The sequence below is a fragment of the Streptomyces sp. NPDC001339 genome, assembly GCF_042895955.1.
In the GTDB taxonomy this organism is placed as follows: Bacteria; Actinomycetota; Actinomycetes; order Streptomycetales; family Streptomycetaceae; genus Streptomyces.
Genome location: NZ_JBIAWT010000007.1, coordinates 242,242 through 258,326, shown reverse-complemented (window position 1 = coordinate 258,326; position 16,085 = coordinate 242,242). Strand labels below are relative to the sequence as shown.

Below are 16,085 nucleotides of genomic sequence, written 5' to 3'. Positions count from 1 at the left end.
GACCCGTGACCGGAACCGATCCGACCGACGCGGCGGTGCGCGCCTATCTGGCGCGGCATCCGGACGCGACGGTGATCGCCCTCGGCGAGGGGCTGGGGAACGCCTTCTGGCGGCTGGACAACGGGCGGCTGACCTGGCTGACGGTGGCACCGCCCGAGACCGCCGCACTGCGCCGGATGCTGTTTCCGGACGGCGCCCGGCGGCGGACGGTCGCATGCGCGATGGGCGGCCACGGCTGGCTGGACGCGGTACGGGAGCCGTGGCGCGGGGTCGTCGTCGCGGCGCCCCGGGTGCTGACCCGGCTGCCGCGGCCCGCGGTGCGCGCCCTGGTGGCGGCGTGCGCGGAACGGTTCCCCGGTGGTGCGCTGGTCTTTGACGCGCCGTCATGGTGGGCGGCCGGTCTGGCGGACGCGCATCCGGGCGTCGTGACGGTGCGTACCCGGCGGCCGGACGGGCTGCCGCACCGTCTGCCGGTGCTTCGGACACTGCGGCCGGCGGTGTGGGAGGTCCGGTTCGCGGCGGAGCGGCGTCGTACTACGGGGGCACGGCCTACGGGGGCACGGCCCGCGGGGACCCGGCGTGACGGCGGCGCGGGACCGGCGGCCTGACCGCGGCGTCCCCCGAGAGACAACCGCTGGCCCAGCCCGCCCGGCCAGGCAGCCCCCGCCGCGTGCCACCCGCCCGGCCCGGCAACCCTGCCGCATGCCGAACGTATTGCCGGTAATCTGCCGCCAATGAGCAGCCTGAACCTCGATGACTTCGCCCGACTGATCGAGCGCCCCGACGGCGGGGTGCGCCGTGACGCCGAGGAGCGGCGGGCGCGGCTGGCCGTACCGCCAGGGGCGCTCGGCCGGCTCGACGAGCTGGGCGAGTGGCTGGCGGCGGCGCAGCAGCGGGTGCCGGTGCGGCCCGTCGAGCAGCCCCGGGTGCTGCTGTTCGCGGGTGATCACGGGGTGGCGGAGCTGGGGGTGTCGGCCCGGCCGGCCGGCGGCACCAAGGACCTCGTACGGGCCGTGCTGGACGGGACGAGCCCGGCCGCGGTGCTGGCCCGTCGTGCGGGCGTAGGACTGCGGGTGGTGGACCTGGCCGTGGACTGCGACCCGGAGGAGCTGCCCGCGGAGGTCACCCGCCACCGGGTGCGGCGCGGTTCGGGGCGGATCGACGTCGAGGACGCGCTGACCGCCGAGGAGGCCGAGGCGGCGTTCCGGGCCGGGATGGCGATCGCGGACGAGGAGGCGGACTCCGGCACCGATCTGGTGGTGCTGGGCGATCTGAGCGTCGGCGGGACGACGGCCGCGAGCACGCTGATCGCCGCGCTGTGCGGTACGGACGCGTCGGTGGTCACGGGGCGGGGCGGGGCGGGGATCGACGATCTGGCGTGGATGCGCAAGTGCGCGGCGATCCGGGACGCGCTGCGCCGGGCGCGGCCGGTGCTCGGCGACCAGCTGGAGCTGCTGGCCGCGGTCGGCGGCGCGGATCTGGCCGCGATGACCGGCTTCCTGCTGCAGAGCGCGGTGCGCCGGACGCCGGTGATCCTGGACGGGGTGGTCTCGGCGGCCTGCGCGCTGGTGGCACAGCGGGTGGCGTTCCGGGCGCCGGACTGGTGGCTGGCCGGCCAGGCGAGCGGCGAGCCGGCGCAGGCCAAGGCGCTGGACCGGATCGCACTCAACCCTCTCCTCGATCACGGCGTCACTGCTGGCGAGGGGACGGGGGCGCTGCTCGCCCTGCCATTGGTGCAGGCGGCCGCGGCCCTGGCGGCAGAGCTGCCCGAACGCGACTGACGTGGCGCCGGACTTCCGGCGACTCCCCATGGAATCCGCCGTCATACGCTGTGTGGGAGAGATCGCTTGAGCCGGGACCCGGGCCGTCCGCAGCAGGACCACGACCGTCCGCAACAGGACGAGAAGCGACCGGACGACCGCCGCGGTTCCTGGTCACGGCGCGGTGCCGCCTTCGGCATCTGGTACCTGCGCACGGTCACCTTCCTCAACCTGCTGGGCGCGGTGTGGGTGTCGTTCGGCAACGACATCCGCCGGCACAACGTCGACGAGTACGTCACGCCGTACCTGCTGACGGCCGGCTTCGCGTCCGCCGGCTTCTCGCTGCTGCTGGCGGTGACGCTGCGGCGGCGCAAGCGGGCGGCGTGGATCCTGAACCTGGTGCTGTCCGGGCTGCTGTCGCTGCTGTTCGGTGTGGCGCTGGTGGTGGCCCCCGGGTTCCGGTCGCATCCGCAGAACTGGGTGTCGCTGCTGGTGACGCTGGTGTTCGCGGGCGCGCTGGTGGCCGGCCGACGGGAGTTCAACGCCAAGGGCGACCGCGCGAACCCGAAGCTGGCGGCGGCGGTCGCGGCCGGCGGCCTGCTCGTCACGTCGCTGCTGGCGGCGCTGCTGGTCACCGTCACCAACACCGCGCAGGACGCCTCGTCGACGTTCGCGCAGCGCTGGGGGTACGGCCTGATGCGGCTGGTGTGGCTGGCCGGCGACGACCGGGACTTCCCCGGGATCGCCACCCCGAACTGGGCCAATGCCACGATCAATGTGCTGAGCACGCTGCTGCTGGTGGCGGTCCTGCTCGCGGCGTTCCGGTCCGTACGCAGCACCGAGGCGATCACCGGGGACGACGAGGAGCGGCTCCGCGCGCTGCTCGCCCGGCACGGCGACCGCGACTCGCTGGGCTACTTCGCGCTGCGCCGGGACAAGAGCGTGCTGTTCTCCCCCAGCGGCAAGGCGGCGGTCACCTACCGCGTGGTGGGCGGGGTGTCGCTGGCCTCCGGCGATCCGCTGGGCGACCCCGAGGCCTGGCCCGGGGCGATCGAGGTGTGGCTGGCCGAGGCCCGGGAGCACGGCTGGACGCCGGCCGTGATGGGCGCGAGCGAGGCGGGCGGCACGATCTACGCCCGGCACGGCCTGGACGCGCTGGAGCTCGGTGACGAAGCGCTCGTGGAGACCGCCGAGTTCACCCTCGAAGGACGGGCGATGCGCACCGTACGCCAGGCGTACAACCGCGTACAGCGGGCCGGCTACACCGTCCGGATCCGGCGGCACGAGGACATCCCCGCGGACGAGATGGACCGCCTGCTGCGGCGGGCCGACGACTGGCGGAACGGGGAGACCGAGCGCGGCTTCTCGATGGCGCTGGGCCGGCTCGGCGATCCGGCGGACGGGCGCTGCGTGATGCTGGAGTGCGCCGACGCCGATGGTACGCCGCGGGCGCTGCTCAGCTTCGTCCCGTGGGGCGCGAAGGGCCTGTCGCTGGACCTGATGCGGCGGGACCGCGACTCCGACAACGGGCTGATCGAGTTCATGGTCCTCCAGCTGATCCTGCGCGCGGAAGAGGTGAAGATCACTCAGGTCTCACTGAACTTCGCGATGTTCCGTTCCGTCTTCGAACGCGGTGCGCGACTCGGCGCGGGCCCGGTGCTGCGCCTGTGGCGCTCACTGCTCGGTTTCTTCTCGCGGTGGTGGCAGATCGAATCGCTCTATCGCGCCAACGCGAAATACCGGCCGATCTGGGAGCCGCGGTACATGCTCTTCGAAAAGAGCACCGATGTGCTGCGGATCGGTCTCGCCGCCGCCCGTGCGGAAGGCTTTCTGGAAGCACCCGGTCTGCCCAAGTGGCGCAGCCGCAAGCACCTGGAGAATGTGAGATGAGCTCGGCTGGGGCGGAGCGGCGGAGGGCACCCGCGCCACGGCGGCAGGAGGGATCCGTCCTGCGGCGCGCCGTGCGGGCCGAGTGGGGCCCGCTCTTCGGGACGGTGGGGTCCGCGCTGGCCGCGCGGAAGCTGCGGGCGATTCCGCTGACGCTCACCGCGATCTGCCTGACGGTGGTCTTCCAGTTCGTCCAGAACCAGCCCTGGGGCTATCGGGCGGTCCAGGACATCGGCGCCGTACAGGCCTGGGAGCATCTGTGGGTGGCGCTGCTGCGCACCCCGCTGTCGCTGTTCGTGCCGGCGCTGGATCTTCCGGTGTGGGGCGCCCTGGCCCAGATCCTGGTCGTCTTCGGGATCGCGGAGATCTGCGTGGGCCGGTGGCAGACGCTGCTGATCGCGTACGTCGCCACGCTCTGCGGGACGATGTACGCGCGGATCGGCATCTGGATCGGCCCGCAGAGCCCCATCGGGCTGCCCGACTCGGACAAGTACGTCAACGACACCGGGCCGTCGGCGGCCGTGGTGGGGCTGGCGCTCTTCGTCTGCTGGCGCTACCGGGCGTGGTTCACCGCCTCGCTGGTGGTGTTCGCGATGATCTTCGAAGTGGTGTTCATCAAGAACAACCTGGCCGGCAAGGAACATATCGCGGCGATCCTGGGCGTCCTGGTGGCGTGCGGCCTCTGGGAGCTGCGGCAGCGCCGGCGGAAACCGGCCCCCGAAGCCGTGGGGGCGGGCAGCGGAGGCGGCGGGCGCCGGGGATAGCCTGCCGCGGTGACCGAGACCCCCGCTCCCCCGGCCCCTTCCGACGCCCTGCGCTTCGCGTTCGGCACGCTGACCGTGCTGCCGGTGCGCGTCACCCGCTGGGACCGGGCGGCGGCGCGCGGCGGGATGCTCTGCGCACCCCTGGCCGGGCTGGTGGTCGGGCTGTGCGCGGCGGCGCTCGGCGGGGCGGTGCTGCTGCTCGGCGGCGGGCCGCTGCTGGCCGCGGTCGGCAGCGCGGCGGTGCCCGCCGTCCTCACCCGCGGCCTGCATCTGGACGGGCTCGCCGACACCGCGGACGGCCTGGGCAGCGGCAAGCCCGCCGGGGACGCGCTGCGCATCATGAAGCGGTCCGACATCGGCCCGTTCGGGGTCGTCACCCTGCTGTTCGCCCTGCTGGCCCAGGTGGCCGCGCTGGACCGGCTGTACGCCGGGGGCTGGGCGTACGGCGCGCTCGGGGCGGCGGTCGCGGCGGTCACCGGGCGCGCCGCGCTGACCCTGGCCTCCCGTACGGGGGTGCCGGCGGCCCGTCCGGAGGGGCTGGGCGCGGCGGTCGCGGAGACGGTCCCGGTGCGGGCGGCGGTGCTGTGCGCCGTGCTGGTGGTCGCCGGCTCCGCGGCCGCGGGCGCCGGCTTCGGCCCGTACGGCGCACTGCATGCCGCGAGCGCCGCGCTGCTCGGGCTGGCGGCCGGCGAGCTGCTGCTGGGCCACTGCCGGCGGCGGTTCGGCGGGGTGACCGGGGATGTGTTCGGCGCGCTGGCGGAGAGCGCGGGACTGGCCGCACTCATCGTACTGACGCTGGGCTGACCTTGACCCCCGCTCAACTCCCTTATGTTTCACGGGAGTTCATCAGCCCGTCGGCTCGTACGGCACCGGATGCGGCACACCGCCGCGCAACGGTGCGGCATTCCACCTTCCCTCAGGCCGGGCCTGGCGGCGCCGCCAAGCGTAGGCTCGGCCGCAGCAGCGCCCCAGGCGCGAACGGATTCCCGGACGGAACAGGACTCTCATCACCGTGACTGCACTGACCCTCAGTACTTCTTCCGCCGCGACGGCGCGTGCGGACGCCGTCGTCGTCGGCGTGGCCAAGGGCGCCAAGGGCGTCGTCGTCGCTCCCGGCGCGGAAGCCGTGGACAAGGCCTTCGGCGGCAAGCTCGCCGCCGTGCTGGAGACCCTCGGCGCGACCGGTGCCGAGGGCGAGGCGACCAAGCTGCCCGCCGCCGACGGCCTCAAGGCGCCGGTCGTGCTGGCGGTCGGCCTGGGCGACGCCCCGGCCAAGGGCGACGCCTATGACAACGAGGCGCTCCGGCGGGCCGCGGGCAGCGCCGCCCGGGCGCTGGCCGGCAGCAAGAAGGCCGGTTTCGCGCTGCCGGTCGAGGACGCCGAGGCGGCCGCCGCGGTGAGCGAGGGCGCGCTGCTCGGCGCGTACGCCTTCACCTCGTACCGCAGCAACGGCGGCGACGGCGGCAAGGACGCCAAGGGCGGCAAGAAGAACGACGCCAAGTCGCAGCCGCTGGCGGAGATCGCGCTCCTCGGCGCGAAGCCGCGCGACAAGGAGTTCAAGGCAGCCGCCGCGCGCGCCCAGACGCTGGCCGCGGAGATCAACCGCGCCCGCGACCTGATCAACACCCCCTCCAACGACCTCGACCCGAAGGCGTTCGCGGCCCAGGCGCAGGCCGCGGCCAAGGAGTTCGGCCTCAAGGTCGAGGTGCTGGACGAGAAGGCGCTCAAGAAGGGCGGCTACGGCGGCCTGCTGGGCGTCGGCCAGGGCTCGGACGCCCCGCCGCGGCTGGTGCGGATCGCGCACACGCACCCGAAGGCGAACAAGACCCTGGCACTGGTCGGCAAGGGCATCACGTACGACTCGGGCGGCATCTCGCTCAAGCCGGCCGGCCACAACGAGACCATGAAGTGCGATATGAGCGGTGCGGCCGCGGTCTTCGCCGCGGTGGTCGCCGCCGCCCGGCTGGGCCTGGAGGTGAACGTCACCGGCTGGCTGGCGCTCGCCGAGAACATGCCGTCCGGCAACGCCACCCGCCCCGGCGACGTGCTGACCATGTACAGCGGGAAGACCGTCGAGGTGCTCAACACCGACGCCGAGGGCCGGCTGGTGCTGGCCGACGCCCTGACCCGGGCGTCGGAGGAGTCGCCGGACGCGATCGTGGACGTGGCCACGCTGACCGGCGCGATGGTGCTGGCGCTGGGCCACCGCCACTTCGGGATCATGGCGAACGACGACGCCTTCCGTACCTCGATCCACGAGATCGCGGAGGAGGTCGGCGAGCAGTCCTGGCCGATGCCGATGCCCACCCACCTCCGCAAGGGCATGGACTCGCCGGTCGCCGACATCGCGAACATGGGTGAGCGGATGGGCGGCGGCCTGACCGCCGGACTCTTCCTGAAGGAGTTCGTCGGCGAGGGCATCACCTGGGCGCACCTCGACATCGCGGGCCCGGCCTTCCACGAGGGCTCGCCCTGGGGCTACACCCCCAAGGGCGGCACCGGCTCCGCCGTGCGCACCCTGGTGCGGCTCGCCGAGCGCACCGCCGCGGGCGACCTCGGCTGACGCCGTTCCGGCCGGCCCGTCGTGTCCGTACGGCCCCGAGCGCACCGCCCGGGGCCGTCGGTGTGCGTACGGCGGATTCGGCACGCTGCGTGCGCGACGGGGGAGGCGGGGGCGCGTACGGGCAGCGCACGGGTGCGGGCGGACCCGGCCGATGTTTCGCCCACTGTTCGCCCTCGACGAAATCCGACGTCCTTACGCAGGAGTAACACCCCCAGGGCGGCCGCGTGGCCGCTCAGAGCCCGGCCCGCCGTCCCGGCTTCGTGGAACAAGTGCGAAGATGGGTTCTCGGCAGGACAGGGCCCCCCTTACCCAGGGCCGACGTGAAAGCGGCCGAACACCAGCCGCGGTCCGGTCATCGACGACCGGCTCCGGCGCACCCATGCATGGAGGACGTGACGTGGCGAACGACGCCAGCACCGTTTTCGACCTAGTGATCCTCGGAGGCGGTAGCGGTGGTTACGCCGCTGCCCTGCGCGGGGCGCAGCTGGGCCTCGACGTCGCCCTGATCGAGAAGAACAAGCTCGGCGGCACCTGCCTGCACAACGGCTGCATCCCCACCAAGGCGCTGCTGCACGCCGGCGAGATCGCCGACCAGGCTCGTGAGGCCGACCAGTTCGGTGTCAAGACCACCTTCGAGGGCATTGACATCGCGGGTGTCCACAAGTACAAGGACGAGGTCATCTCGGGCCTGTACAAGGGCCTGCAGGGCCTGGTCGCCTCCCGCAAGGTGACGTACATCGAGGGTGAGGGCCGCCTCTCCTCCCCGACCTCCGTCGACGTGAACGGCCAGCGCGTCCAGGGCCGTCACATCCTGCTGGCGACCGGCTCGACGCCGAAGTCGCTGCCGGGTCTGGAGATCGACGGCAACCGCATCATCTCCTCGGACCACGCGCTCAAGCTGGACCGCGTGCCGAAGTCCGCGATCGTCCTGGGCGGCGGCGTGATCGGCGTCGAGTTCGCCTCGGCGTGGAAGTCCTTCGGCACCGACGTCACCGTCGTCGAGGGCCTCAAGCACCTCGTCCCGGTCGAGGACGAGAACAGCTCCAAGCTGCTGGAGCGGGCCTTCCGCAAGCGGGGCATCAAGTTCAACCTCGGCACCTTCTTCGACAAGGCCGAGTACACCGCCGACGGCGTCAAGGTGACCCTCGCCGACGGCAAGACCTTCGAGGCCGAGGTGCTGCTGGTCGCGATCGGCCGCGGGCCGGTCTCGGCGGGCCTGGGCTACGAGGAGCAGGGCGTGGCGATGGACCGCGGCTACGTCCTGGTCGACGAGTACATGCAGACCAACGTGCCGACCATCTCGGCCGTCGGTGACCTCGTCCCGACCCTCCAGCTCGCGCACGTCGGCTTCGCCGAGGGCATGCTGGTGGCGGAGCGGCTGGCCGGTCAGAACGTGGTGCCGATCGACTACGACGGTGTGCCGCGCGTGACGTACTGCCACCCCGAGGTCGCTTCGGTGGGCATCACCGAGGCCAAGGCCAAGGAGCTGTACGGCGCCGACAAGGTCGTCGCTCTGAAGTACAACCTCGCGGGCAACGGCAAGAGCAAGATCCTCAAGACCGCGGGCGAGATCAAGCTCGTCCAGGTCAAGGACGGTGCCGTGGTCGGCGTCCACATGGTCGGTGACCGTATGGGCGAGCAGGTCGGTGAGGCCCAGCTGGTCTACAACTGGGAGGCCCTGCCGGCCGAGGTCGCGCAGCTCGTGCACGCGCACCCGACGCAGAACGAGGCGCTCGGCGAGGCCCACCTGGCCCTGGCCGGCAAGCCCCTCCACTCCCACGACTGACGCCACCCGGGCGCGACGACCACAACAGCAATTCGTAAGGAGCAACCGAAACCATGGCGGTTTCCGTAACCCTTCCGGCGCTCGGCGAGAGCGTCACCGAGGGCACCGTCACCCGCTGGCTCAAGGCCGAGGGTGAGCGCGTCGAGGCCGACGAGCCGCTGCTCGAGGTGTCGACCGACAAGGTCGACACCGAGATCCCGGCCCCGGCCGCCGGCATCCTGTCCTCCATCAAGGTGGCCGAGGACGAGACCGTAGAGGTCGGCGCCGAGCTGGCCCTGATCGACGACGGCACGGGCGCCCCGGCCGCTGCGCCGGCTCCGGCCGCCGCCGAGGCCCCGGCCCCCGCCGCGCAGCCCGAGCCGACCCCGGCTCCGGCTGCCGCCGCCCCGGCCCCGGCCGCCGCCCCCGCGGGCGCTGCCGAGGGCACTGACGTCACCCTCCCCGCGCTCGGCGAGAGTGTCACCGAGGGCACCGTCACCCGCTGGCTGAAGGAGGTCGGCGAGGAGGTCGAGGCCGACGAGCCGCTGCTCGAGGTCTCCACCGACAAGGTCGACACCGAGATCCCGGCGCCGGTCTCCGGCGTCCTGCTGGAGATCGTGGTCGGCGAGGACGGCACCGCCGAGGTCGGCGCCAAGCTCGCCGTGATCGGCGCGAAGGGCGCGGCTCCGGCTGCCGCCCCGGCCCCCGCGGCTCCGGCCCCCGCTGCCGCTCCGGCTCCGGCCGCCGCGCCCGCTGCGGCTGCCCCGGCGCCCGCCGCCCCGGCTGCCCCGGTCGCTCCGGCTGCCCCGGCCCCCGCGCCGGCGCCGGCCCCGGCTGCCGCCCCCGCGCCCGTCACCCCGGCTCCGGCCGCCGGTGAGGCCGAGGGTGCGTACGTCACTCCGCTGGTGCGCAAGCTCGCCGCGGAGAGCGGCGTCAACCTCGCCACGGTCAAGGGCACCGGTGTCGGTGGCCGGATCCGCAAGCAGGACGTCATCGCCGCCGCCGAGGCCGCCAAGGCCGCCGCCCCGGCCGCTGCCGCTCCGGCCCCCGCGGCTTCCAAGGCCCCCGCGCTGGAGGTCTCGCCGCTGCGCGGCCAGACCGTCAAGATGCCGCGGATGCGCAAGGTCATCGGCGACAACATGATGAAGGCCCTGCACGGCCAGGCGCAGCTGACCTCCGTGGTCGAGGTGGACATCACCAAGATCATGCGGATGCGCAACAAGGCCAAGGACGGCTTCGCGCAGCGTGAGGGCGTCAAGCTCTCCCCGATGCCGTTCTTCGTCAAGGCCGCCGTCCAGGCGCTGAAGGCCCACCCGGTCATCAACGCCCGGATCAACGAGGCCGAGGGCACCATCACCTACTTCGACACCGAGAACGTCGGTATCGCGGTGGACGCGGAGAAGGGCTTGATGACCCCGGTCATCAAGGACGCCGGTGACCTCAACATCGCCGGGATCGCCCGTAAGACGGCGGACCTGGCGGGCAAGGTCCGTGCGAACAAGATCACGCCGGACGAGCTGTCCGGTGCGACCTTCACCATCAGCAACACCGGTTCGCGCGGCGCCCTGTTCGACACCGTCATCGTGCCCCCGAACCAGGTCGGCATCCTGGGCATCGGCGCGACCGTCAAGCGCCCGGTGGTCATCAACCACCCGGAGCTCGGCGAGACCATCGCGGTGCGCGACATGACCTACCTCGCGCTCTCCTACGACCACCGTCTGGTGGACGGCGCCGACGCCGCCCGCTACCTGACCACGGTCAAGCAGATCCTGGAGGCCGCCGAGTTCGAGACCGAGATCGGTCTCTGAGCCTCGGTCACCCGGTAGGCACGTGAAAGGGGCCGGTTCCGGTTCGTCCATGGACGAACCGGAACCGGCCCCTTTCGCGTCCTCATCTCCGCACGTCATCGTCCGGATGCCGGCTTCCGCGCAAGGCTTCCGCGCAGGTCCCCGTCCCGGATAATGGCCCCCACCAGCGGCCCCTCCCCCGGCCCTCGTCATCCGCGCTCTGAAGGAGCACCTCATGACCCCGCCCGTCGTCCATTCGCTGCGCGAGCAGATCCGCGAGCACATCCTCGAGGGGATCGTCAGCGGCCGCTGGCAGCCGGGCGAGCGGATCGTGGAGCGGCGGATCGCGGTGGAGCTGGAGGTCAGCCAGACGCCCGTACGGGAGGCGCTGCGCGAGCTGGAGTCGCTCCAGCTGATCGAGTCGGCGCCGAACAAGGGCGTCCGGGTACGGAATCTGACCGCGGACGACCTGAAGGAAAGCTACCCGGTCCGGGCCGGGCTGGAGCAGGTGGCCGCGGAGCTGGCCGCCGGGCGGCTGGCCGAGGACACCTCGGCGCTGGAACGGGAGGTGGCGGCGCTGCGGGAGGCGGAACGAGCCGCCGACGGGGAGGCGCAGGTGCGGCACACGGTGGCCTTCCACCGGGAGATCGTGCGGGCGGCCGGGAACTCCGTCCTGTCGCACACGTGGGAGTCGCTGGGCATCGAGGTCTGGACGACCCTGTCGATCCGCTGGTTCAGCCCGGAGCCGCGCTCGCACGCCCGGGAACACCAGGAGATCGTGGACGCGTTCCGGCGGCGCGATCCGAAGATCGGCGCCCTGCTGAAGTCGCATGTACTGAGCTGCGCGCCGCGGGTCTGAGAGCCGGGCGGAGGTTCTCCGGGAGACGGCGGGCCCCGCGGGCGCGCACCGGGAACGGGTGGGGCAGAGCTCGGCGGAGAGAGCGGCGGCGGGCCCCGCGGGCGCGCACCGAGGGTCCGGGAGGGACTGCGGGGCGTAGCGGAGGCGGACTCCGGAGCTGGCACCGCGTGCCGAGATTTGTGACACCCCGTGCCGACCTGCGGTTTTTCGTCCCGGTCGCGTTGATCGATCATCGATCAGGGGCGTATCGTCGTTCGCTGGGGCGCGACACCCTGCCTGTCGAACCTGCTGAACCTGCCGAACCTGCAACTGCCGAACTCGCACCGGGTGTCGTCGAGACCCCGCCGCCGCCCCAGGGCGCGGCCGGGCCTCGACGGCACCCCCGGAGCTTCCCTCGTCCGGAAAGGGGCCACCCATGCCCGATCCCGTGCGCCAGCCGTACAGCCAGCTCGACCAGCTCCCGGACCGCGATCCCGAGGAGACCGCCGAGTGGCGCCAGTCGCTTGACGCGGTCGCCGAAGCAGCGGGCCCGCAGCGCGCCGCGTACCTGATGCGCCGCACTCTGGAGGACTCGGGGCTCGCGCTGCCCCGCCTCCTGGAGAGCGACTACCTCAACACGATCCCCACCGCCGCCGAGCCCGCCATCCCGGGCGACGAGGCGATGGAAGCCCGGATCGCCGCCTGGAACCGCTGGAACGCGGCCGCGATGGTGACGCGTGGCTCCAAGTACGGCGTGGGCGGCCATATCGCCACCTTCGCCTCCGCGGCCTGGCTCTACGAGACCGGCTTCAACCACTTCTTCCGCGGCAAGGAGAGCGACGGCAGCGGCGACCAGCTCTACATCCAGGGTCACGCCGCGCCGGGCATCTACGCCCGCGCCTTCCTCGACGGCCGCCTCACCGAGGAGCACCTCGACAACTTCCGCCGCGAGGCCGGCGGCCAGGGCATCCCCTCCTACCCGCACCCGCGGCGGCTCCCCTGGCTGTGGGAGTTCCCGACCGTCTCCATGGGTCTGGGCCCGCTCTCCGCCATCTACCAGGCGCGCTTCAACCGCTACCTGACCAACCGCGGCATCAAGGACGTCTCGGACTCCCACGTCTGGGCGTTCCTGGGCGACGGCGAGATGGACGAGCCGGAGTCGACCGCCGCACTGGCGCTCGCCTCCCGTGAGGGCCTGGACAACCTCACCTTCGTCATCAACTGCAACCTGCAGCGCCTGGACGGCCCGGTCCGCGCCAACTTCAAGATCGTGCAGGAGCTGGAGGCCCAGTTCCGCGGCGCCGGCTGGAACGTCGTCAAGTCGCTGTGGGGCACCGCCTGGGACGAGCTCTTCCAGCTCGACACCACCGGCGCGCTCGTCCGCCGCCTGCGCGAGGTACCGGACGCCCAGGTGCAGACGTACCAGACCCGCGACGCCGCCTACATCCGCCAGGACTTCTTCGGGGCCGACCCCGCGCTCGTCGAGATGGCCAAGCTGCTCTCCGACGACAAGATCCTGGAGTGCTTCCACCTGTCGCGCGGTGGCCACGAGGCGCGCAAGGTCTACGCCGCCTACAAGGCCGCCCTCGGCCACAAGGGCGCCCCGACCGTCATCCTGGCCCAGACCGTCAAGGGCTTCACGCTCGGCGAGGGCTTCGCGTCGAAGAACGCCAACCACCAGATGAAGAAGCTGACGGTGGACGAGTTCAAGACGATGCGTGACCTGCTCGAACTCCCCATCCCGGACAGCCGGTTCGCCGATGGCCAGGTCCCCTACGGCCACCCCGGCGCCGACTCCCCCGAGGTCCGCTACCTCCAGGAGCGCCGCGCGGAGCTCGGCGGCCCGGCCCCGGCCCGCCGCGTCCACCCGGTCGCGCCGCTGCCCGCCCCCGCCGACAAGGCGTTCGCCGCCTTCGACAAGGGCTCCGGCAGCCAGTCCGTGGCTACGACCATGGCCTTTGTCCGCCTGGTCAAGGACCTCATCCGCGACAAGCAGACCGGCAAGCGCTGGGTGCCGATCGTCCCCGACGAGGCCCGCACGTTCGGTATGGAGTCGCTCTTCCCGTCCCTGGGCATCTACTCCCCCAAGGGCCAGACGTACGAGCCGGTCGACCGCGACCAGCTGATGTACTACAAGGAAGCCAAGGACGGCCAGATCCTCAACGAGGGGATCACCGAGGCCGGTTCGATGGCGGACTTCATCGCCGCCGCCACCGCGTACTCCACGCACGGCGAGACGATGATCCCCTTCTACATCTTCTACTCGATGTTCGGCTGGCAGCGCACCGCCGACCAGATGTGGCAGCTCGGCGACCAGCTCGGCAAGGGCTTCCTCGTCGGCGCCACGGCCGGCCGCACCACCCTGACCGGTGAGGGCCTCCAGCACGCGGACGGCCACTCGCCGCTGATCGCGGCGACCAACCCGGCGGCGCTGACGTACGACCCGGCGTTCGCGTACGAGGTCGCGGCGATCGTCAAGGACGGTCTGCGCCGGATGTACGGCGAGGCCGCCCCGGGCGAGGACCCGAACGTCTTCTACTACCTCACGGTCTACAACGAGCCGATGCCCCAGCCGGCCAAGCCCGAGGGCGTCGACGAGGGCATCGTCCGCGGTCTGTACCGCTTCAACACCGCGGCCACGGCGGGCGTTTCGGCGCCCGCCGACGCCCCGGCGATCCAGCTGCTGGCCTCCGGCACCGCGATCCACTGGGCGCTCAAGGCCCAGCGGATGCTCGCCGAGGAGTGGCACGTGGCCGCCGATGTGTGGTCCGCGACCTCCTGGACCGAGCTGCGGCGCGACGCGCTGGAGGCCGACGAGGCCATGCTGCGCGGCGAGGAGCGCACGCCGTACCTCCGCGAGGCGCTCAGCGACGTCGAGGGCCCGGTCCTGGCCGTCAGCGACTACATGCGGCAGGTCCCGGACCAGATCGCACAGTGGGTCGAGCAGGACTACAGCTCGCTCGGCGCGGACGGCTTCGGCCTCTCCGACACGCGTGACGCGGCCCGCCGCCACTTCGGCGTCGACGCCGAGTCGATCGTGGTCGCGGCGCTGGCCCAGCTCGCCCGCCGTGGCGAGGTGCAGGCCTCCGCGGTCAAGGAGGCCCGGGAGCGCTACGGCCTGTGATACGGCCTGTGAGACGCGGGTGGCCCCGGCCGACACCGGGCGCCGCCCGCCCCTGAAGGGGACCTGAACTCCCGAGGGGATCTGGACTCCCGAAGGGACTTGAACTCCCGAAGGGACCTGAACTCCCGAAGGGACCTGAACTCCCGAAGGGACCTGAACTCCCGTGTGGAGGCTACGCGGCCTTCCGCGCCCGTAGCCTCCACACGGGAACCCACTGGCCCGGCCGGCCTCATGCCCTGACCACGGCCGGGCCTTTGTCCTTCCCGGACGCCGCGACGGGGCGACGGGGCGAACGTTGCCTGCCGGGGCACTGGTCCAGGGGCGTTGTCAGTGACCGGCGGCATCATGGGGACATGCGTGCTGCACGGCTGATCAAGATGGTGCTGCTGCTCCAGTCGCGGCCGTCGATGACGGGCCCCGAGCTGGCGCGGGAGCTGGAGGTCTCGGAGCGTACGGTCGCACGGGACGTGCTCTCCCTCTCCGAGGCCGGGGTGCCGGTCTACGCCGACCGCGGACGGACCGGCGGCTACCGCCTCATAGGCGGCTACCGCACTCGCCTCACCGGCCTCGGCCGCAGCGAGGCGGAGGCGCTCTTCCTGTCCGGAGTGCCCTCCGCACTGCGCGAGATGGGCCTGGCGGACGCCGCGTCCGCCGCCCGGCTGAAGGTCTCCGCCGCGCTGCTGCCCGAGCTGCGGGACGCCGCGACGGACGCCGCCCAGCGCTTCCACCTCGACGCGCCCGCCTGGTATCAGGAGCCCGAGACCCCCGCCCTGCTGCCCGCGCTCGCGGACGCGGTCTGGGACGACCGCCGGATCGTCGCCCGGTACCTCCGCAAGGACACCGAGGTGGAGCGGGAGTTGGAGCCGTACGGACTCGTGCTGAAGGCCGGGGTCTGGTATCTGGCGGCGCGCGCCCAGGGCGACTTCCGCGTGTACCGCGTGGACCGCTTCATCGCCATCGACACCGAACACCCCGGAGGCAGTGGGCGGTTCGCGCGCGAGGCATCATTCGATCTGCCGGCGTTCTGGGCGGAACGGGCCGCCCAGTTCGCGCGCTCGCTCCTGCGCGAGGAGGTGGTGGTGCGGCTCTCCCCGCGCGGTGTGCTCCAGCTGCCGTACGTCACCGAGCGCGCGGCGGCCGGCGAGGCGATCGACAAGGCCCAGGCGGCCGGCGGCCCCGACGAGCACGGCCGGCTGACCGTCACCCTGCGCGTGGAGTCCGCCGAGGTGGCCTACGCCCAACTGCTGGCCCTCGGCCCGGAGGGCGAGATCCTCACCCCCTCAGAGCTCCGCGAACGCTTCGCCACCGCCGCCCGCCGGACAGCGACCCTGTACACATAGCTCGCGTACGCACAGCTCACGTACGCATAGCCCCCGTATACACAGCTCACGCACGCATAGCCCACGTACACGTAGCCCACAGGAATGTCGCGGTAAGACCGCTCGCGAACACCATGCGGGAATACCCCCCCCCCGGGGACACCACCCGGGAATACCGCCCCGCCTCAGTCTGTTGTGGCCCCGCAGGGGGCCCTCGCGACCCTTAGGGGATGCGTTCGAAGGCCCCGTAGGGGAAACTCCCGTGTTCCAGGGGGGAT

11 protein-coding genes are annotated in these 16,085 nt (G+C 72.5%); all 11 read left to right on the top strand.

Annotated elements, in window-relative coordinates:
* Nucleotides 1-5: 5 nt before the first annotated feature.
* The 11 genes from ACFY12_RS22055 (at nucleotide 6) to ACFY12_RS22005 (ending at nucleotide 15,828) form a co-directional block, all read left to right on the top strand.
* On the top strand, nucleotides 6-608 hold the full coding sequence (locus ACFY12_RS22055) for a class I SAM-dependent methyltransferase (protein WP_390717550.1): 603 nt from the start codon (nucleotides 6-8) through the stop codon (nucleotides 606-608).
* A gap of 126 nt (nucleotides 609-734) precedes the next feature.
* Nucleotides 735-1,781 (top strand): nicotinate-nucleotide--dimethylbenzimidazole phosphoribosyltransferase, encoded by a 1,047-nt coding sequence (cobT, locus tag ACFY12_RS22050; protein ID WP_390717549.1) that lies wholly within the window; start codon nucleotides 735-737, stop codon nucleotides 1,779-1,781.
* A 177-nt stretch (nucleotides 1,782-1,958) separates the two neighbouring features.
* Nucleotides 1,959-3,650, top strand: a complete 1,692-nt coding sequence (locus ACFY12_RS22045) for a phosphatidylglycerol lysyltransferase domain-containing protein (protein WP_390717854.1) — start codon at nucleotides 1,959-1,961, stop codon at nucleotides 3,648-3,650.
* A complete protein-coding gene (locus tag ACFY12_RS22040; protein WP_390717548.1) occupies nucleotides 3,647-4,411 on the top strand; it encodes a hypothetical protein in 765 nt (254 codons plus the stop codon). The genes ACFY12_RS22045 and ACFY12_RS22040 overlap by 4 nt, the downstream gene beginning before the upstream one ends.
* 9 nt (nucleotides 4,412-4,420) lie before the next feature.
* The gene (locus ACFY12_RS22035; RefSeq protein ID WP_390717547.1) at nucleotides 4,421-5,215 is read left to right on the top strand and encodes an adenosylcobinamide-GDP ribazoletransferase; all 795 of its coding nucleotides are present in this window, start codon (nucleotides 4,421-4,423) and stop codon (nucleotides 5,213-5,215) included.
* A 208-nt stretch (nucleotides 5,216-5,423) separates the two neighbouring features.
* The gene (locus tag ACFY12_RS22030; protein ID WP_390717546.1) at nucleotides 5,424-6,974 is read left to right on the top strand and encodes a leucyl aminopeptidase; all 1,551 of its coding nucleotides are present in this window, start codon (nucleotides 5,424-5,426) and stop codon (nucleotides 6,972-6,974) included.
* A 397-nt stretch (nucleotides 6,975-7,371) separates the two neighbouring features.
* On the top strand, nucleotides 7,372-8,760 hold the full coding sequence (gene lpdA, locus ACFY12_RS22025) for a dihydrolipoyl dehydrogenase (protein ID WP_390717545.1): 1,389 nt from the start codon (nucleotides 7,372-7,374) through the stop codon (nucleotides 8,758-8,760).
* Nucleotides 8,761-8,813: 53 nt separating this feature from the next.
* Nucleotides 8,814-10,547, top strand: a complete 1,734-nt coding sequence (gene sucB / locus ACFY12_RS22020) for a 2-oxoglutarate dehydrogenase, E2 component, dihydrolipoamide succinyltransferase (RefSeq protein ID WP_390717544.1) — start codon at nucleotides 8,814-8,816, stop codon at nucleotides 10,545-10,547.
* 214 nt (nucleotides 10,548-10,761) lie between these two features.
* Entirely contained in the window at nucleotides 10,762-11,385 is a 624-nt protein-coding gene (locus ACFY12_RS22015; protein WP_390717543.1) for a GntR family transcriptional regulator, read from the top strand.
* A gap of 415 nt (nucleotides 11,386-11,800) precedes the next feature.
* On the top strand, nucleotides 11,801-14,488 hold the full coding sequence (gene aceE / locus ACFY12_RS22010; RefSeq protein ID WP_390717542.1) for a pyruvate dehydrogenase (acetyl-transferring), homodimeric type: 2,688 nt from the start codon (nucleotides 11,801-11,803) through the stop codon (nucleotides 14,486-14,488).
* A 353-nt stretch (nucleotides 14,489-14,841) separates the two neighbouring features.
* Entirely contained in the window at nucleotides 14,842-15,828 is a 987-nt protein-coding gene (locus ACFY12_RS22005; RefSeq protein WP_390717541.1) for a helix-turn-helix transcriptional regulator, read from the top strand.
* The last annotated feature ends 257 nt before the right edge of the window (nucleotides 15,829-16,085 follow it).

Bases quoted from the DNA above. Each gene is read 5' to 3' on its own strand.
- cobT (WP_390717549.1), top strand. From the start codon at position 735: ATGAGCAGCCTGAACCTCGATGACTTCGCCCGACTGATCGAGCGCCCC.
- ACFY12_RS22040 (WP_390717548.1), top strand. From the start codon at position 3,647: ATGAGCTCGGCTGGGGCGGAGCGGCGGAGGGCACCCGCGCCACGGCGG.
- sucB (WP_390717544.1), top strand. From the start codon at position 8,814: ATGGCGGTTTCCGTAACCCTTCCGGCGCTCGGCGAGAGCGTCACCGAG.
- ACFY12_RS22015 (WP_390717543.1), top strand. From the start codon at position 10,762: ATGACCCCGCCCGTCGTCCATTCGCTGCGCGAGCAGATCCGCGAGCAC.
- aceE (WP_390717542.1), top strand. From the start codon at position 11,801: ATGCCCGATCCCGTGCGCCAGCCGTACAGCCAGCTCGACCAGCTCCCG.
- ACFY12_RS22005 (WP_390717541.1), top strand. From the start codon at position 14,842: ATGCGTGCTGCACGGCTGATCAAGATGGTGCTGCTGCTCCAGTCGCGG.